This window comes from Kocuria rhizophila (genome assembly GCF_003667225.1).
GTDB lineage: Bacteria > Actinomycetota > Actinomycetes > Actinomycetales > Micrococcaceae > Kocuria > Kocuria rhizophila.
This window is the reverse complement of sequence record NZ_RCOM01000020.1, coordinates 16793-31590: the sequence shown is the minus strand read 5'-3', so window position 1 is coordinate 31590 and position 14798 is coordinate 16793. Positions and strand designations below refer to the sequence as shown.

At 70.7% G+C, this 14798-nt stretch carries 14 protein-coding genes; 4 read left to right on the top strand and 10 right to left on the bottom strand.

Going from position 1 to position 14798, the window contains the following annotated elements; all coding sequences use genetic code 11:
• The 3 genes from D9R02_RS04875 to D9R02_RS04865 all read right to left on the bottom strand — a co-directional run.
• Positions 1 to 795: LOG family protein (locus D9R02_RS04875; protein WP_121566454.1), on the bottom strand; the 795-nt coding region annotated here is incomplete at its 3' end.
• Positions 796 to 816: 21 nt separating this feature from the next.
• Positions 817 to 1923 (bottom strand): succinyl-diaminopimelate desuccinylase, encoded by a 1107-nt coding sequence (gene dapE, locus D9R02_RS04870; protein ID WP_259463907.1) that lies wholly within the window; start codon positions 1921 to 1923, stop codon positions 817 to 819.
• Between the two features lie 27 nt (positions 1924 to 1950).
• Positions 1951 to 2667 (bottom strand): ASCH domain-containing protein, encoded by a 717-nt coding sequence (locus D9R02_RS04865; protein ID WP_019309476.1) that lies wholly within the window; start codon positions 2665 to 2667, stop codon positions 1951 to 1953.
• A gap of 87 nt (positions 2668 to 2754) precedes the next feature.
• Between D9R02_RS04865 and dapD the strand changes: the two genes are divergently transcribed.
• Both dapD and galE read left to right on the top strand, forming a co-directional pair.
• Positions 2755 to 3726, top strand: a complete 972-nt coding sequence (dapD, locus tag D9R02_RS04860) for a 2,3,4,5-tetrahydropyridine-2,6-dicarboxylate N-succinyltransferase (RefSeq protein WP_019309477.1) — start codon at positions 2755 to 2757, stop codon at positions 3724 to 3726.
• A 97-nt stretch (positions 3727 to 3823) separates the two neighbouring features.
• On the top strand, positions 3824 to 4840 hold the full coding sequence (gene galE / locus D9R02_RS04855; protein WP_047978045.1) for a UDP-glucose 4-epimerase GalE: 1017 nt from the start codon (positions 3824 to 3826) through the stop codon (positions 4838 to 4840).
• A gap of 191 nt (positions 4841 to 5031) precedes the next feature.
• On the opposite strand, the gene D9R02_RS04850 is transcribed toward galE, so the two are convergent.
• The 7 genes from D9R02_RS04850 to D9R02_RS04820 all read right to left on the bottom strand — a co-directional run bounded on the left by D9R02_RS04850 (position 5032) and on the right by D9R02_RS04820 (position 13607).
• Complete coding sequence (locus D9R02_RS04850; protein ID WP_081477418.1) at positions 5032 to 6333, bottom strand: citrate synthase; 1302 nt, start codon at positions 6331 to 6333, stop codon at positions 5032 to 5034.
• Between the two features lie 174 nt (positions 6334 to 6507).
• Positions 6508 to 7653 (bottom strand): succinyldiaminopimelate transaminase, encoded by a 1146-nt coding sequence (gene dapC / locus D9R02_RS04845; RefSeq protein WP_121566452.1) that lies wholly within the window; start codon positions 7651 to 7653, stop codon positions 6508 to 6510.
• Positions 7654 to 7657: 4 nt separating this feature from the next.
• Positions 7658 to 7981 (bottom strand): ferredoxin, encoded by a 324-nt coding sequence (gene fdxA, locus D9R02_RS04840; protein ID WP_019309481.1) that lies wholly within the window; start codon positions 7979 to 7981, stop codon positions 7658 to 7660.
• Between the two features lie 62 nt (positions 7982 to 8043).
• On the bottom strand, positions 8044 to 8673 hold the full coding sequence (locus tag D9R02_RS04835) for a hypothetical protein (protein ID WP_019309482.1): 630 nt from the start codon (positions 8671 to 8673) through the stop codon (positions 8044 to 8046).
• Positions 8670 to 9575: a PIG-L family deacetylase gene (locus D9R02_RS04830; protein ID WP_047978047.1), complete on the bottom strand. Its 906-nt coding sequence runs from the start codon at positions 9573 to 9575 to the stop codon at positions 8670 to 8672. The genes D9R02_RS04835 and D9R02_RS04830 overlap by 4 nt, the downstream gene beginning before the upstream one ends.
• 2 nt (positions 9576 to 9577) lie before the next feature.
• Positions 9578 to 11485, bottom strand: a complete 1908-nt coding sequence (gene typA, locus D9R02_RS04825) for a translational GTPase TypA (protein WP_019309484.1) — start codon at positions 11483 to 11485, stop codon at positions 9578 to 9580.
• 97 nt (positions 11486 to 11582) lie between these two features.
• Positions 11583 to 13607: a S9 family peptidase gene (locus D9R02_RS04820; RefSeq protein WP_121566451.1), complete on the bottom strand. Its 2025-nt coding sequence runs from the start codon at positions 13605 to 13607 to the stop codon at positions 11583 to 11585.
• A 106-nt stretch (positions 13608 to 13713) separates the two neighbouring features.
• Between D9R02_RS04820 and D9R02_RS04815 the strand changes: the two genes are divergently transcribed.
• Both D9R02_RS04815 and D9R02_RS04810 read left to right on the top strand, forming a co-directional pair.
• Positions 13714 to 14424, top strand: a complete 711-nt coding sequence (locus D9R02_RS04815; RefSeq protein WP_047978048.1) for an AzlC family ABC transporter permease — start codon at positions 13714 to 13716, stop codon at positions 14422 to 14424.
• A 1-nt stretch (position 14425) separates the two neighbouring features.
• Positions 14426 to 14728: an AzlD domain-containing protein gene (locus tag D9R02_RS04810; RefSeq protein WP_019309487.1), complete on the top strand. Its 303-nt coding sequence runs from the start codon at positions 14426 to 14428 to the stop codon at positions 14726 to 14728.
• The last annotated feature ends 70 nt before the right edge of the window (positions 14729 to 14798 follow it).

Sequence of the window (14798 nt, the reverse complement as noted above, 5' to 3'; positions counted from 1 at the left end):
GTCCACCGGGATCCCGGGGTCCTCGGCGTGGACGGACGTGAGGATCTCCAGGACCTCCTCGGCGGTGTCCACCACGCGCAGCAGGTCGAGGTCCGCCTCGCCCACCTTGCCGCCGGCCACGAGCGTGCCCGTGATCCAGTCCAGCAGCGGGCCCCAGTACTCGGTGCCCACCAGGACCACGGGGAAGCGGGTGATCTTGCCGGTCTGCACCAGGGTCAGCGCCTCGAACAGCTCGTCCAGGGTGCCGAAGCCACCGGGCAGCGCCACGAAGCCCTGGCTGTACTTCATGAACATGGTCTTGCGCGCGAAGAAGTACCGGAAGTTGATGCCCAGGTCCACCCAGTGGTTCAGGTGCTGCTCGTGGGGCAGCTCGATCCCGATGCCCACGGAGTGGGCGCCCACGTCCACGGCACCGCGGTTCGCGGCCTCCATGACACCGGGGCCGCCGCCCGTGATCACGGCGTAGCCCGCGGCGCCGATCTGCCGCCCGAGCTCGCGGCCCAGCTCGTACTCGGGGTGTCCGGGGGCGGTGCGCGCGGAGCCGAACACGGTGATCGCGGGGCCGAGGTTCGCGAGCGCGTCGAAGCCCTCCACGAACTCCGCCTGGATGCGCAGCACGCGCCACGGGTCCGTGCGGGTGAAGTCGTCCGGCTCCGCGGGGCGCTGGTCCAGGAAGCGCTGGTCGGAGGTGCGGCGCTGCAGCTGGCCGCGGCGCAGCACCACGGGGCCCTTGTGGCGCTCGGCGGGGCCGGCGGACGGCGTCTGGGGATCGGGGGTCGTGTGCTGGGAAGTCATGGGCTCAGGCTACGTGGCGGATCAGGACAACCACTGGGACAGGGCACGGTGGCACGCGCGCACGGCGTCGTCGACCACGTGCTCGTCGTCCGTGTGGGCCAGCAGGGCGTCCCCGGGGCCGAAGTTCACGGCGGGCACCCCCGCCTCGGGGAACCGGGCCACGTCCGTCCAGCCGTACTTGGGCATGGGCTCCTCGCCCCCCGCCGCCACGAACTGCGCGGCTGCCGGGCGGTCCAGTCCGGGCCGCGCCGCCGGGGAGAGGTCCTGCCACTCGATCTCGTACCCCTCGAACACCTCACGGACGTGCTGCTGCGCCTGCTCCAGCGTCTTGTCCGGGGCGAAACGGTAGTTGACCTCCACCCACGCGGTGTCCGGGATGACGTTGCCGGCCACTCCCCCGCCGATCCGGATGGCGTTGAGCCCCTCGCGGTAGTCCAGCCCCTCCACAGTGATGGTCCGCGGTTCGTAGCGCGCCAGCCGCTCCAGCAGCTCCGCCTGCTTGTGGATCGCGTTGTCCCCGATCCACGCGCGCCCTGAGTGCGAAGCCTTGCCGTGGGTGGTGATCCGCAAGCGCATGGTGCCGTTGCACCCGCCCTCCACCGTGCCGTTGGTGGGTTCCAGCAGCACCGCGAAGTCCGCCTCGAGCAGCTGCGGCGCGTTGCGCATCACGCGCCCTAGACCGCTGGCGTCGCTGGAGACCTCCTCGTGGTCGTAGAACACGTACGTGACGTCCCGGTTCGGCTCCCTCAGCTCGTGGGCCAGCGCGAGCTGCACGGCCACCCCGCCCTTCATGTCCGTGGTGCCGCGGCCGTAGATCACGTCCCGGTCCCCTTCACGACGCCGCACGGACGGCACCGCGCCCAGGGCACCCTCCACGGTGGGCAGGGGCACGGTGTCCAGGTGCCCGGCGAGGATCACCCGCTCGTCCCGTCCCAGCTCGGTGCGCGCCACCACGGTGTCCCCGTCCCGGTGCACCGTGAGGTGCGGCAGCTCGCGCAGGGCCGCCTCCACGGCGTCGGCGAGCGGCCCCTCGTGGTCCGAGACGGACTCCACGTCCACGAGCGCGGCCGTGAGGTCCGCGGGGTCCATGCTGAGGTCCAGTACGGGTGTCTGCTGATCGGCTGCCATGGCGGCCAGCATAGTCACCGCACGGCCTCAGTCGTCCTGGAGCCTGAACGCCACGACGTCCACCTCGGCGTCTGCGGAGAGACCCGGGTAGTGGGCGTCGAGCGCCGCGTGAAGGGCGCGGAGCGAGTCGAACCCGTCCCGTTGCGCGTCTGCGTCCGTGAGGTCTGAGCGACGGGTGGACCGGACGTCGGTGACCACCGCCGGAAAGCTCACCTCGGTGCCGCGGGCGCCGTCGAACACGATCTCGGCGGGCCCCGTCCGGAAGGGGTCGTCCACGCGGATCGTCTGCCGCTTCACCCCGGACCGGATGGCGTTCTCGTATCCCTCCCACATGTAGACCCGCTGCGGGCGCTCCGCCGCGTGCTGGTCGTAGGCAAGGGGCAGGAGGTCCCGAGCGGTCCGTGTGGTCAGGCCGCCCTGGTCGCGGACCACGAAGAGGATGTCCGGGGAGAGGTCGTGGACGATCTGCCGGCACTTGCCGCACGGTGCGATGATGTCCCCCGTGGGCCCGTAGGCGGCGGCCATCACCGCAATGGGGTCCTCAGGAATGGAGCCCGCATGGCTGGACAGCACGGCGATCTCCCCGCACGGTCCGCCCAGGAAGTGGTAGGTGTTCAGCCCCAGGACCACGCGCCCCGATTCCGTCAGAGCGCCGGCCGCCACGGTGTGGGCGTCGTCGTCGTGGAACCGTTGCGCGTGGGCGATGACTTGGCGGGTGAGTTCGCGGACGTCGTCGGTGAGCATGCCTTCACCCTAGCCACCGTTGTGCACCCTCGGTCCTGCGCGGCTGCGGCACCTCTGCTGTCTCCGCCCGGCACTTAGGATGGAGCCATGACTTCAACGAGCAAGAGCACCGTCAACTCCCGCGTCGCCTCGGGCGTGGGCCTGGCCACCGTGGTGGACGCCGGCGAGCGCGCGGGGACCGTCCTGGACGTCTTCTACCCCGCCCCGGCCCTGAGCGCGAACCCGGACGCCAGCTACGAGGCGGACCTGCGCGTGGCCGCGACCACGGACCCGGACCGCAACGTGCGCTCCGAGATCGTGACCACGGTGATCGACCTCGACGAGGCCCCCCGCGACACCGCCGACGCCTACCTGCGGCTGCACCTGCTCTCCCACCGCCTCGCGCAGCCCAACACGCTCAACCTGGACGGCATCTTCGGTCTGCTCGCCAACGTGGCCTGGACCAGTCGCGGTCCGGTGCTCGCCGAGGAGCTGACCCGGTCGTTGCTGCGGCTGCGCGCCGGCGGGGCCGTCACGGTGTTCGGCGTGGACAAGTTCCCCCGCATGGTGGACTACGTGGTCCCCTCCGGTGTCCGCATCGGGGACGCGGACCGCGTGCGCCTGGGGGCGCACCTGGGCGAGGGCACCACGGTGATGCACGAGGGCTTCGTGAACTTCAACGCCGGCACCCTGGGCGCTGCCATGGTCGAGGGCCGGATCTCCGCGGGCGTGGTGGTCCACGACCACACGGACATCGGCGGCGGCGCGTCCATCATGGGCACGCTCTCCGGGGGCGGCAAGCAGCGCATCACCCTGGGCGAGCGCTGCCTCCTGGGCGCCAACGCGGGCGTGGGCATCTCCCTGGGAGACGACTGCGTGGTCGAGGCCGGGCTCTACGTCACCGCGGGCACCCGGGTCTCCCTGCTCGACGCCGCCGCGGAACCCCGCGTGGTCAAGGCCTCGGAGCTCTCGGGCGTCTCCAACCTGCTGTTCCGCCGCAACTCCACCACGGGCGCGGTGGAGGCACTGCCCCGCCGCAACGGCACCGTGGAGCTGAACGCGCAGCTGCACGCGAACTGACGCGGGCGGCGTCGTCCGCCGGCAGGTGGCCGGGTTCCCGGGAGACGGGGAGCCCGGCCACCCGTGTTTCCCGGGTGCACTGGATAGGGTGGAGCCCATGAAGATTCTTGTCACCGGGGGAACCGGCTACATCGGCTCGCACACCGTCCTCGCCCTGCTGGAGGCCGGCCACGACGTGGTCGTTCTGGACAACCTCTCCAACTCCTCCCGCGCGTCCCTGGACCGCGTGGCCGAACTGGCCGGTCGTGACGTGGCGGCATTCGAGCAGGTGGACCTGCTGGACCGCTCGGGCCTGGACACCGTGTTCCGGGACCACCGCCCGGACGCCGTGATCCACTTCGCCGGGCTCAAGGCCGTGGGCGAGTCCGCGCAGAAGCCCCTGTGGTACTACACCAACAACGTCTCCGGCACCGTGAACCTGCTGTGGGCCATGGAGGAGAACGACTGCCGCAGCATCGTGTTCTCGTCCTCCGCCACAGTGTACGGCGCGCCGGAGACCATGCCGCTGACCGAGAAGCTGTCCATGGACGCCCAGAACCCCTACGGGCGCACCAAGGAGCACATCGAGGACATGCTCGCGGACCTCGCGGCCTCGGACGAGCGCTGGTCCGTGGCGCTGCTGCGCTACTTCAACCCGGTGGGCGCCCACGAGTCCGGGCGGATCGGCGAGGACCCCTCGGGCATCCCCAACAACCTCATGCCGTTCGTGGCGCAGGTGGCCGTGGGGCGGCGCGAGAAGCTCATGGTCTTCGGCGACGACTACCCCACCCCGGACGGCACCGGCGTGCGCGACTACATCCACGTGGTGGACCTCGCGGACGGCCACCTGAAGGCCCTGGACCGCATCAGCGAGGACCCCGGGGTGCACGTGTGGAACCTGGGCACCGGCCGCGGCTACTCGGTCCTGGAGGTCCGGGAGGCGTTCCAGAAGGCCTCCGGCCGGGAGATCCCCTACGAGATCGCCCCGCGCCGTCCCGGCGACGCCGCCGTGTCCTACGCGGATCCCGCGTCCGCCCTCGCGGAGCTGGGCTGGTCCGCGGACCGGGACATCGACACCATGTGCCGGGACCACTGGAACTGGCAGAAGAACAACCCCAACGGCTACGAGGGCTGAGACCCTCCCCGGTCCCGGGCCCGACGCCGCCCGCGCGCCGGCCCGGGCAGGGGGGCCTGGACGCGCAGGAGAGCCGCACGGCACCTCTGCGACCGCCTCCGTCCCGGCGTCCGCGCCGGGCCCCACGAGAACGCCGCCCCGGCCACCGAGAAGGTGACCGGGGCGGCGTCGTACCGGCAGCGCCGGCCGGCTCAGTTGGCCGTGGGGTAGTGGCGCTCGCCCTCGCCCACGTAGAGCTGGCGGGGACGGCCGATCTTGGTCTCGGGGTCCTCGATCATCTCGCGCCACTGGGCGATCCAGCCGGGCAGGCGGCCGATCGCGAAGAGCACGGTGAACATCTTCTCCGGGAAGCCCATGGCCTTGTAGATCAGACCCGTGTAGAAGTCCACGTTCGGGTAGAGCTTGCGCTCCACGAAGTAGTCGTCCGCGAGCGCCTTCTCCTCCAGGCCGATGGCCAGGTCCAGCAGCTCGTTGTTGCCGCCCATCTTGGCCAGGACGTCGTGGGCGTAGCCCTTGATGATGCGGGCCCGGGGATCGTAGTTCTTGTAGACACGGTGCCCGAAGCCCATGAGGCGGACGCCGTCCTCCTTGTTCTTGACCTTCTCCATGAACTCGTCCGCGGACAGCCCGCGGTTCTGGATCTGGTCCAGCATGGCCAGCACGGCCTCGTTGGCGCCGCCGTGCAGCGGGCCGTAGAGGGCGTTGATGCCCGCAGAGACGGACGCGAACATGTTGGCGTGGGAGGAGCCCACCAGTCGCACGGTGGAGGTGGAGCAGTTCTGCTCGTGGTCCGCGTGCAGCATGAACAGGATGTCCAGGGTCTTGGCGACCACCGGGTCCACCTCGTAGTCCTCGGCGGGCACGCCAAAGCACATGCGCAGGAAGTTCTCCGCGTAGTTGAGGTTGTTGTGGGGGTAGAGCTGCGGCTCGCCCACGGACTTCTTGTACGCGTACGCGGCCAGGGTGGGCACCTTGGCGAGCAGGCGGATGGTGGAGATCTCCACGTGCTCCTTGTTGAACGGGTCCAGGGAGTCCGAGTAGAACGTGGACAGCGCGGAGACCGCCGAGGAGAGCACGGGCATGGGGTGCGCGGAGCGCGGGAAGCCGTTGAAGAACAGCTTGATGTCCTCGTGCACCATGGTGTGCGTGGTGATCCGGTGCTGGAAGTCCTCGTACTGCTCACGCGTGGGCAGCTCGCCGTAGATCAGCAGGTAGGCGGTCTCCAGGAAGTTGGAGTGCTCCGCGAGCTCCTCGATGGGGTAGCCCCGGTAGCGCAGGATGCCCTGGGCGCCGTCGATGTAGGTCACCGAGGAGCGGGTGTTCGCGGTGTTGACGAAACCGGGGTCGAAGCTGACGTTGCCGGTCTCCTTGAGCAGCGAGCCGATGCCGTAGCCCTTGTTGCCCTCGGTCACCTCCAGCACGGGGAGGTCCAGGGTCTTGTCCTTGTCGTAGCTCAGTTCCACCTTGCCGGTGTTCTTCTTGGCCTCTGCCATGGTGAGTCCTTCACGTTTTTCTCGGGTGTTCCGCTGATCGGTGTGTCCTCGCACGCCGCCACACCGTCGTGGCGGCGGGAGGGCACGGACACCGGGCGGGACACGGTGTGATCCTGCACCAACCTACTCGCTAGTGCGAGCGTGATTCCACTTGCCCCGGTGCGCGGGGTGCTGTCAGACCGCCCGTTCCAGGCGCTGCACGGCCGCGGCCATGCGCTCGTCCGTGGCGGTCAGGGACAGCCGGACGAAGCCGTGCCCCGCCTCGCCGTAGAACGTCCCCGGACCCACCACGATGCCGAGGCGGGCAAAGCGCTCCACGGTGGTCCAGGTGTCCCCCCCCGCCGCGCCCCACAGGTACAGCCCCGCCTCGGAGTGCTCGATGCTCAGTCCGAACGCCTCCACCACGGGCTTCAGCGCGGCACGACGCTGCCGGTACAGGCTCTTCTGCGCCGCCACGTGAGCGGTGTCCCCCAGGGCCACGCGCATGGCCTCCTGCACGGGGTAGGCCACGATCATCCCCGCGTGCTTGCGCGAGTTGATCAGGGACGGCATGAGTGCGGGATCCCCGGCCAGGAACGCGGCGCGGTAGCCCGCGAGGTTCGACTGCTTGGACAGCGAGTACGCGCTGAGCAGCAGGGACATGTCCCCGCCGCTGACCCGCGGGTCCAGCACGGACGGCACGGGCTCCCCGCCCTCCGCGGGATCCCACCGGCCCCAGCCCAGCTCCGCGTAGCACTCGTCCGAGACCACCACGGCACCCTGCGCCCGCGCCTGGTCCACGAGCTCACGCAGCGAGGCGGCGTCGCGCACGATGCCCGTGGGGTTGCCCGGGGAGTTGACCCACACCATGCGCACGCGCTCGCGCACGGACGGTTCCAGCTCGTCCAGGGAGTCGGCGGCCACGGACTCGGCGCCAGCGAGCCGCGCCCCGATGTCATAGGTGGGGTACGCCACCACGGGGCGCACCACCACGTCGCCGGGGCCGAGCCCCAGCAGCAGGGGCAACCACGCCACGAGCTCCTTGGAGCCCACGGTGGGCATCACGGCCTCCGGGTCCAGCCCGGGAACACCGCGCCGCTCGGCGTACCACGCGACCACGGCCTCCCGCAGCGCGGGCGTGCCGTGCGTGGTGGGGTAGCCGGGAGCGTCCGCGGCGGCCGCGAGGGCGTCCTGGACCACCAGTGGCGTGGGGTCCACGGGGGTCCCGATGGACAGGTCCACCACACCGCCCGGGTGCTGCTGCGCGAGCTCCCGGTACGGGGCCAGCGCGTTCCACGGGTAGTCGGGCAGGTCCAGGCCGAAGCCGCGCCGCTCGCTCACCGGATCAGTCCTGGTTCTGCGGGGGCAGTGCGGCGATCAGCGGGTGGTCCTTGTGGGTGTTGCCGAGCTTCGCGGCCCCGCCCGGGGAGCCGAGGTCGTCGAAGAACTCCACGTTGGCCTTGTAGTAGTCCGCCCACTCCTCGGGGGTGTCGTCCTCGTAGTAGATGGCCTCCACGGGGCACACCGGCTCGCACGCACCGCAGTCCACGCACTCGTCCGGGTGGATGTAGAGCGTGCGCTCACCCTCGTAGATGCAGTCCACGGGGCACTCCTCCACGCACGCCTTGTCCTTGACGTCCACGCAGGGCTGAGCAATCACGTAAGTCACGGGTGACGGACCTTTCCTTCAGTTCCCAAGTTGTCGTTCATTCTAGCGACGGGCTCCCGACGCTACCGCGCCCGTCGGCGCACGAGCCAACGGCCCGTCACAATCACGGAGCACATGACGGCCACGAAGACCACCACGAACCACAGGATCCCCACCACGCCGATCGGGGCCTGCCACGTGGTGACCACCAGTGCGGAGCCCTCTCGCAGGTACGCCCCGGCCCACGCGATCACGTAGGTCACGAGTCCGGGCACCGCCGCCGCCCACACACGCTCGGTGGACGTGCCGCACCACACGCTGGCACTCAGCAGCAGCGCACCGGAGAACACGAGTCCCCAAGGCAGCCACCAGCCGTCCAGGTACCAGATGTTCCCGTGCATGGCCGTGGCCACCGCGCCGACCAGCAGCCCCGTGAGCACGGCGGTCAGCACCGACGACGCCGTTCCCGGCCGCTCACGGGCCGCGACGGTCTCTGCGGTGTCACCGTGCGCAACGGTTTCCGCGTCGGAGCCGACCCCGGAAGTGCGCTCGGCGGAGGTGTCGTGCGTGGACACGGATGCCACGCCGTCCACGGGCCCCGTGGCGGCACGCTCCGAGGACCCGGCGGGCGCCTCGTCAGTGGAGCCGGTGCGCGGGACGGAGGAGTTGGCCGCCCAGGGGGCAGCGCGGCGCGGGGTGCCCTGCCCGCTCATCCCCGGTCCCCTCGGAGCAGCCGGAAGGTCTCCGTGGAGTGGATCGTCTGCGGCACGCCGTTGGACATCGTGTACGAGGGATCGTCGAGGTCCTCCGCGAGCACGATCTGCGTGGCGTGCGCGGCCATGGCGGCGCGCTTGACCGCGAGGTCCCCGTGGATCGCGGCCTGGGGACGCGTATCCGTCGGGTCCACCTCGGACTCGATCCCCCAGGTCAGGGGCACGTCCCACGCGGGGTCCTCGGCGTCGTCGGACGCGGCGGCCGCCTCGACCGCGCGCACGGTGATCCGGTGGGTGGCCACGTGGTCGGGGTGGCCGTAGCCGCCGTCGTCCGCGTAGGTGATCACGGCGTGGGGACGCAGTGTACGGATCGCGGCGGCCACGTGGGCCGCGGCCTCGTCCGGGTCCGCAGCCGTCAGCGCGGCCGGGGAGACGTCCGCTGCCGGCTGGGCGAAGCCGTCGGGGCCCCAGCTCATGCCGGAGTCCACGTACTTCCCCGCGCCGTTGGCGAAGCCCACAGACGCGTCCAGGGCGGGAGGCTCTCCCGCGTAGAACCGGTCCGTGAGACCCATGGCGGCCGCGGCGGCGTCGAGCTCGGCGATCCGGTACAGCCCCAGGGCGGTGCCGTCCGTGTCCGGGCAGCCCGGCTGGCCCACCTCGAGGTGGCGCAGCGCGGGCGGGATGACCTCCCCGCGCTCACCGCGCGTCATGGTCAGCAGCACCGTGGTGGCGCCCAGGCCGCTGTAGTGGCCCAAGGACGCGGCGGTGTTGATCGCCTCGTCGTCCGGGTGGGCGTGGACGAAGAGCAGACGCGCCCGGGCGGGGTCCACACCCGCGGGCAGCAGCGTGTCCGCCGCGCCCGCGATGGCGTGTCCCCCGCCCGGGTACTTCGGGTCGACCACGATCAGGCGCGCGCCCGCTGACGGGCGACCTTGAGCCGCTCGTTGGCGTCCAGGACCACCTTGCGGATGCGGATGGCCTCCGGGGTGACCTCCACGCACTCGTCCTCGCGGGCGAACTCGAGGCACTCCTCGAGCGTGAGCTTGCGCGGCGGGGTGAGGTTCTCGAACGTCTCCGAGGAGGCCGCACGCATGTTGGTGAGCTTCTTCTCCTTGGTGATGTTCACGTCCATGTCGTCCGCGCGGGAGTTCTCGCCCACGATCATGCCCTCGTACACCTCGGAGGTGGGCTCCACGAAGAACGAGCCGCGCTCCTGCAGGTTGATCATGGCGAACGGGGTCACCACGCCGGCGCGGTCCGCGACCATGGAGCCGTTGGTGCGGTACTCGATCTCCCCGGCCCACGGCTCGTAGCCGTCCGCGTAGGAGGAGGCGATGCCCGCGCCGCGGGTGTCCGTGAGGAACTTGGTGCGAAAGCCGATCAGACCGCGGGAGGGGACCTTGAACTCCATGCGCACCCAGCCGGTGCCGTGGTTGCTCATGCCCTCCATGCGGCCCTTGCGCCCGGCCATCAGCTGCGTGACCGCACCCAGGTACTCCTCGGGGACGTCGATGGTCATGTGCTCGTAGGGCTCGTGGACCTTGCCGTCCACGGTCTTGGTGACCACCTGGGGCTTGCCCGCGGTGAGCTCGAAGCCCTCGCGGCGCATCTGCTCCACCAGGATGGCCAGGGCCAGCTCGCCGCGGCCCTGGACCTCCCACGCGTCCGGACGCTGGGTGGGGAGGATCTTCAGCGAGACGTTGCCGATCAGCTCCTTGTCCAGGCGGTCCTTGACCTGGCGGGCCGTGACCTTGGCGCCCTTGACGCGCCCGGCCAGCGGGGAGGTGTTGATGCCGATGGTCATGGAGATCGCGGGATCGTCCACGGTGATCAGGGGCAACGGCTCCGGGTTCTCCAGGTCCGTGAGGGTCTCGCCGATGGTGATGTCCTCGATGCCCGCCACGGCCACGATCTCACCGGGGCCGGCGCTCTCCGCGGGCACGCGGTCCAGGCCCTTGGTGGCGAGCAGCTCGGAGATCCGCACGCTCTTGATGGTGCCGTCCTGGCGCGCCCAGGCCACGGTCTGGCCCTTCTGGAGGGTGCCGTTGAAGATGCGCAGCAGCGCGAGACGACCCAGGAACGGGGAGGCGTCCAGGTTGGTCACGTGGGCCTGCAGCACGCCCTCGGGGTTGTAGGACGGCGCCGGGATGTGCTCGATGATGGTCTTGAACAGCGGCTCGAGGTCCTCGTTGTCCGGCAGCTCGCCGTTGGCGGGCTGGTCCGTGGAGGCGCGCCCGGCCTTGCCGGAGGCGTAGACCACGGGGACGTCCAGCACGGCGTCCAGGTCCAGGTCCGGGTTGTCCTCGGCGATGTCCGAGGCCAGGCCCAGCAGCAGGTCCATGGTGTCCGAGACGACCTCCTCGATGCGGGCATCGGGGCGGTCCACCTTGTTGACGACCACGATCACGGGCAGCTTGGCCTCGAGCGCCTTGCGCAGCACGAAGCGGGTCTGGGGCAGCGGGCCCTCGGAGGCGTCCACGAGCAGCACCACGCCGTCCACCATGGACAGTCCGCGCTCCACCTCGCCGCCGAAGTCCGCGTGGCCCGGGGTGTCGATCACGTTGATGGTGATGGTCTCGCCGTTCGCGGCGGGCCCGTCGTAGAACACCGTGGTGTTCTTGGCGAGGATCGTGATGCCCTTCTCGCGCTCCAGGTCGCCGGAGTCCATGACCCGTTCCTCGACCTCTCCGTGGCTGGAGAACGCGTGCGTCTGCTGGAGCATGGCGTCGACGATGGTGGTCTTGCCGTGGTCAACGTGGGCCACGATGGCCACGTTGCGCAGATCGGCGCGCTGGGCGGTGTTTTCAGACATACACGAGTCTCTCTTCGCAGGTAGAGGCAGAGGGGAATCGTGGTGATTCTACTCCCCTCCGCCCACGCACCCGCACACGCGTGACGGATCTCTCCGCTCAGCCCAGCAGCTCGGGCCGCTCCTGCTCCTGCCCCAGCACGTGCTCACCCACGAACGCGAGCACGGTCTCGTACCACGTGCGCGCGTTGGCCGGCTTGAGGATCCAGTGCCCCTCGTCCGGGTAGTACAGGAAGCGGTGCCCCTCCACCGCGGTGCGCTGCTGCAGGTCCGCCCACAGCTCGATGCCCTGGGAGATGGGCACGCGGTAGTCCCTGTCCCCGTGGATCACCAGCAGCGGCACCTCGATGTCCTCCGCGAACCGGTGCGGGGAGTAGGTGCCCGCCTGGGAGGGCCCCATGGCCTCGCGCCACAGGGTGTTGTCGGTGGTGGCGCCCATGGTGTCCAGGTTCCACAGGGACGCGTGCGTGACGATGCACCGGAACCGGTCCCCCGTGTGGGTTGCCACCCAGTTGGCCATGTACCCGCCGTAGGACCCGCCCATCAGGGCCTGCCGCTCGGGGTCGATGTCGGGGCGTTCGGTGGCGGCCTCGGTCAGGGCCATGACGTCCGTGAACGGCGCGCCACCCAGTTCCTGCTGACCGCGGTCGATCATCGTCTGGCCGTAGCCCGTGGAGATCGCCGGGTCCGGCAGCAGCACCGCGTAGCCCTGGGCCACGAACGGCCACGGGTTCCAGCGCCAGCTCCACTGGTTGTTGGAGCCCCACGGCCCACCGTGGACGGACACGAGCAGCGGGTGCCGTGCGGCGTCGTCCTCCGTGCGGGGCAGAGCGAGCCACGCCCGGATCTCCGTGCCGTCCTCCGCCGTGGTGGTGACCTCCTCCAGGCGGCCGGGGACCTCGTGGTCAGGGACGAGGCCCGCCACGGGCGCCGACTCGGCCGAGCCGGCCGCAGCCGTCGCCGGCCACCGGACGAGCTCGAAGGGGTGGGCGTAGCTCGCGCGCAGTCCCACCAGCTCGTCGCCCGCGACCTGCACCGAGGAGTAGGTCTCGTCCTGGTCCGGGCCACCCGCGGCCGTCTCTACCGTGCTCGCGCCGCCCCGGGGGCAGCGAACGCGCAGCACGATGCCGCGGCCGCGGTGGTCGGCGGTGCACACGAAGGTCTCGTCGTCCACCCAGTGCGGGTCCTGCGCCCAGTGCTCGTCCGCGGGGACCACCTCGGTCTCCTCGCCGCTCGCGAGGTCGTGCACCCACACGGACACGGCCATGCTCACGCCCTCGCGCCACAGCAGCTGGCGCCCGAGCAGCGCCCGGGTGCCGTCGGGGCTGATCTCGGCGGGAGCCCACATCTCCGCCTCGTCGGTGTCGTGCAGCAGGACCGCCTCCTCCCCGTGCTCGGCGGCCACCGGCAGCCGCCACAGCTGCGAGCGCTGCGTGCCCTCCGGCAGCAGGGTGGAGACCGTGGCGAGCACCCACGTGCCGTCCGGGGCCACGGTGTACTGGCCCAGCCGACCCTCGGGCAGCTCCACCCGCCGCACGGCCGCCACGGGGTCGACGCCGCCCGCCACGGCGGCGGTGTCCAGGAACCACAGCGCGTCCTGCGCAGCGGGGAGGTCGTGGTCCCAGAAGCGCATGGGCGCGCTGTCGTAGAGGATGCCACTGACCCCCGTCTCGTCGCGGCGGTCGTGGATCTCGCGGTTGCGCGCGAACTCGTCCTGGGCACCCCGTGCCGCGGGGTACAGGCCGGAGACGAAGAACAGCCGGTCACCGCCGAGCTCGAGGTTCGACACCCCCTCCGGGGCGTCCAGGACCATGCGTGCCTCGCCGTGCTCGGGGAGCAGCCACAGCCGGGTGCGCTTGGCGTCGTCACCGGCCACGGGCCGGTCAGAGGTGAACCACACGGAGCCCGAGGACGTGGGGCGGACCTCCTGGACTCCGTGGTCCCCGTGGGTGAGCTGCACCGGCTCACCGTGACGGGGCACGGCCCACGCGTGCTTCACGTAGCGCTTGGCGTCGGAGGAGAGCTCCTGCCGCAGGGCCACCACGGGTCCCGCGCGGTGGGCGGCCAGACCGCTGAGTCGAGGAACGGCCACGAGCTGTTCGGGAATCGAGTAACCGGAAGTCATGTGTCGTACATTACAGACGGCCTCGGCCACCCCGGGGCCGTGACAGGGCGCCGTCCGCGCTACCGTGACCCAGGATCCCCACCGGTCGGCAGCAAGGAGTGCCCGCATGACCTCCGAGAAGGGCAGCCTCGCCTGGGCCCTGCGGGTCACCGTGCCCGTGGCCATGGGGTACCTGCCCCTGGGCATGGCCTTCGGCGCCTACTCGGTGTCCCTGGGTTTCGCGCCCCACCTCGCTCCCCTCACCGCCCTGGTGGTCTTCGCCGGGTCCATCGAGTTCCTGCTCGTGGGCCTCGTGGCCGCCGGTGCCGGACTCGCACAGATCGCCGTGACCACCCTGCTGGTCAACGCCCGCCACGTGTTCTACGGCTTCTCCTACCCCACACACCTGCTGCGCACACCGTTCGCCAGGTTCTACGGCCCCTACGCGCTGACCGACGAGGCCTACGCGCTCATCACCAGCGGCGTGCGCCCCACCACCGAGCGCGAGCTGATGCTGATCCAGGGCGTCTCCCACCTCTACTGGGTGCTCGGCGCGGCCGTGGGCGCTGTGGCCGGCGGGCTCATCCCCGCCTCGTGGGACGGATTCGACTTCGCCCTCACCGGACTCTTCTCCCTGCTGTTCGTGGGTGCCATCACCGCGGCCGCGCAGCGGACCAGGATCCTGGCGGCCGCCCTCGTCTCCATCGGCGTGGGTCTGCTGCTGCCCCGCGACCTGTTCCTGCTCGGCGCCATGCTCTGCTACGCCCTGCTGTGCGTGCTCATGGTGAAGAGACCGCGCTCCGGCCACGGTGTACCCATCCCCGAGAGCGGGGTGTGAGATGCTCGCCGCCATCGCAGTGTGCGCCGCCGTCACCTTTGCGCTGCGATTCATTCCCGTGCAGCTGGCGCACAGATACCGCGACCGCGAGGACCTGCAGGAATTGTCCGCGCTGCTTCCTGCGGGACTCATGCTCATCCTGGTGGCCTACACGCTGCTGGAGGCGGATTCCGGAGTGCAGCTGTCCCGTCTGGTGCTCGCAGCGGCGGTGTCCGTGCTGGTGAACCTGGCCTCGCGCAACTTCCTGATCGGTTTCATCGCGGGTTTCGCGGCGTACTCCCTGTCCGGTCTGGTGCTGACCTGATTAAGAAACAATGCGTTTTCCTAATCCACTGAGTCCTGCCTGAATTCACCGGGGCAACCCACGGCGGTAT

Excerpts from the sequence above, each read along its gene's own strand:
- typA (WP_019309484.1), bottom strand. The coding sequence starts at position 11,485 with ATGTCTGAAAACACCGCCCAGCGCGCCGATCTGCGCAACGTGGCCATC.
- dapD (WP_019309477.1), top strand. The coding sequence starts at position 2,755 with ATGACTTCAACGAGCAAGAGCACCGTCAACTCCCGCGTCGCCTCGGGC.
- D9R02_RS04810 (WP_019309487.1), top strand. The coding sequence starts at position 14,426 with ATGCTCGCCGCCATCGCAGTGTGCGCCGCCGTCACCTTTGCGCTGCGA.
- galE (WP_047978045.1), top strand. The coding sequence starts at position 3,824 with ATGAAGATTCTTGTCACCGGGGGAACCGGCTACATCGGCTCGCACACC.
- dapE (WP_259463907.1), bottom strand. The coding sequence starts at position 1,923 with ATGGCAGCCGATCAGCAGACACCCGTACTGGACCTCAGCATGGACCCC.
- D9R02_RS04835 (WP_019309482.1), bottom strand. The coding sequence starts at position 8,673 with ATGAGCGGGCAGGGCACCCCGCGCCGCGCTGCCCCCTGGGCGGCCAAC.
- D9R02_RS04815 (WP_047978048.1), top strand. The coding sequence starts at position 13,714 with ATGACCTCCGAGAAGGGCAGCCTCGCCTGGGCCCTGCGGGTCACCGTG.
- D9R02_RS04865 (WP_019309476.1), bottom strand. The coding sequence starts at position 2,667 with ATGCTCACCGACGACGTCCGCGAACTCACCCGCCAAGTCATCGCCCAC.
- D9R02_RS04820 (WP_121566451.1), bottom strand. The coding sequence starts at position 13,607 with ATGACTTCCGGTTACTCGATTCCCGAACAGCTCGTGGCCGTTCCTCGA.
- D9R02_RS04850 (WP_081477418.1), bottom strand. The coding sequence starts at position 6,333 with ATGGCAGAGGCCAAGAAGAACACCGGCAAGGTGGAACTGAGCTACGAC.